The sequence below is a fragment of the Dietzia sp. CW19 genome, from assembly GCF_014145265.1.
GTDB classification, from domain to species: Bacteria; Actinomycetota; Actinomycetes; order Mycobacteriales; family Mycobacteriaceae; genus Dietzia; species Dietzia natronolimnaea.
In genome coordinates this window covers 1-2,509 of sequence record NZ_JAALEE010000347.1, presented here as the reverse complement: position 1 = coordinate 2,509, position 2,509 = coordinate 1, and the positions used below count along the sequence as shown (strand labels likewise).

Sequence of the window (2,509 nt, the reverse complement as noted above, 5' to 3'; positions counted from 1 at the left end):
CTGGGCCCGTCAAAAAGAGCGTTTCCGTCACATCGGCCGAGTGGATGTGTGCGGAACGCTCTTTTCGATGTGCGCCGGGCTCGGGCTCGGGCTCGGACTCGGGACTCACACCGACACCAACTCCGGCTGGATCACCGGGTGCGAGCCCTCCGGATCCCCGGCCATGGCGGTGAGGAAGTCGGCGGCGTACTGCAGCATCTCGTCGTCGCGCGCCTTCTCCGCGCCCGCACCGGCACGCGCGCCTGCCGCCTTGGGCAGCGGGAGCAGCACGGTCTTCTGCGTGGCCCGGTACTGCGCGGCCGGGTACATGCGCTTGAGCCGGATCTGCTGGGAGTCGAGCAGATCGAGCGGGCCCACGCGCAGGCGGGAGCCGGCCAGCACGATCTCCCGCACCTTGTACTTCTGGCACACGAGCCGCAGCCGGGACACCGACACCACGCGCCGGGCCTCGGCGGGCATGGGGCCGTAGCGGTCCACCAGTTCCTCGACCACCGCGTCGATGTCCTCGGGCGCCCGCGCCTGGGAGAGCTTGCGGTACGCCTCGAGACGCAGTCGGTCGCCGTCGACGTACTCGACCGGGATGTAGGCGTCGACCGGCAACTCGATGCGGATCTCGCCCACCTCCTCCTCGACCTCCACGGTCTCGCCGTCGGCGATCGCGCGGTAGGCCTCCACGGCCTCGCCCACCAGACGGATGTAGAGGTCGAAGCCGACGCCGGCGATGTGGCCGGACTGCTCGGCGCCCAGCACGTTGCCGGCGCCGCGCAGCTCGAGGTCCTTCATGGCCACGGCCATGCCCGCGCCCAGGTCGTTGTTCTGGGCGATGGTGGCCAACCGGTCGTACGCGGTCTCGGTGAGCGGCTTCTCCGGGTCGTAGAGGAAGTAGGCGTAGCCGCGCTCGCGGGACCGGCCCACGCGCCCGCGCAACTGGTGCATCTGCGACAGACCCAGCTGGTCGGAGCGGTCCACGATCAGGGTGTTGGCGTTGGAGATGTCCAGGCCGGTCTCGACGATGGTCGTACACACCAGCACGTCGTAGTCGCGGTTCCAGAACCCGCCGACGGTCTGCTCGAGCTGCTCCTCCCCCATCTGCCCGTGGGCCACCACCACGCGCGCCTCGGGCACCAGGTCGCGGATCTTCGCCGCGGTGGCGTCGATGGTCCGCACCCGGTTGTGCACGTAGAACACCTGCCCCTCACGCAGCAGCTCGCGGCGGATCGCGGCGGCGACGTGCTTGTCCGAGTGCGCGCCCACGTACGTGAGCACGGGTAGCCGCTCCTCGGGCGGGGTGAGGATCTGGCTCATCTCGCGGATCCCGGCCAGCGACATCTCCAGCGTCCGCGGGATGGGCGTCGCGGACATGGTCAGCACGTCCACGTGGGTGCGCAGCGAGGTGATGTGCTCCTTGTGCTCCACACCGAAGCGCTGCTCCTCGTCCACCACCACCAGCCCCAGGTTCTTCCAGTGCACCGCGGTGGCCAGCAGCCGGTGGGTGCCGATCACCACGTCCACGGTGCCGTCGGCCAGTCCCTTGAGCACCTCCTTGGCCTCGGCGTCGGAGGTGAACCGGCTGAGCCCCTTGACGGTCACGGGGAACCCGGTCATGCGCTCGACGAAGGTCGCCTGGTGCTGCTGCGCGAGCAGCGTGGTGGGCACCAGCACCGCGACCTGGGTGCCGTCCTGCACGGCCTTGAACGCCGCCCGCACGGCCACCTCGGTCTTGCCGTAGCCCACGTCGCCCACCACCACGCGGTCCATGGGGGCGGTCTTCTCCATGTCCCCCTTGACCTCCTCGATCGCCGTGAGCTGGTCGACGGTCTCGGTGAACGGGAACGCGTCCTCCATCTCCCGCTGCCAGGGGGTGTCGGGGCCGAACGCTCGGCCCGGGGCGGACTGCCGCTTGGCGTAGAGCTGCACCAGCTCGGTGGCGATCTCCCGGACCGCCTTGCGGGCCTTGCGCTTGGTGTTCTGCCAGTCGGCGCCGCCCATCTTGCTCAGCGTCGGGGCCTCCCCGCCCACGTAGCGGCTGAGCTGCCCGAGGGATTCCATGGGCACGAACAGGCGGTCGCCGGCGCCCCCGCGCTTGCCGGGGGCGTACTCGATCACCACGTACTCGCGGCGGCTCGAACCGTCCCCGCCGCGCACCTGCCGCTCGACCATCTCCACGAACCGGCCGATGCCGTGCTGGTCGTGCACCACCCAGTCGCCGGCCTTGAGTGCGAGCGGGTCCACCTGGTTGCGTCGCTTGGCGTGGCGCGCCTTGGGGCGCGCGGTGGCGCCGAGTCGGTTGCCGGTGAGGTCGGTCTCGGAGACGACGACGAGGTGGTCCCCCTGCTCCCCGGAGTCCCCCGACAGGGCGAACCCCCCGTGCAGGATCGCCTCGTAGACCGACACCACGCCGGGGGCGGGCTCGGATCCCGCCGGGGCGGCGGTGGCCGGGACCTCCGCCTCGGACAGGCGTTCCAGGACGCGGTCGACGGTGCCGTGGCCCGGGACCACCACCGCGGCC

1 protein-coding gene is annotated in these 2,509 nt (G+C 71.1%); it reads right to left on the bottom strand.

What is annotated here, in order from left to right; all coding sequences use genetic code 11:
- Positions 1–105: 105 nt before the first annotated feature.
- The coding region (gene mfd / locus G6021_RS10750; protein WP_182641268.1) for a transcription-repair coupling factor at positions 106–2,509 on the bottom strand (2,404 nt) is incomplete at its 5' end.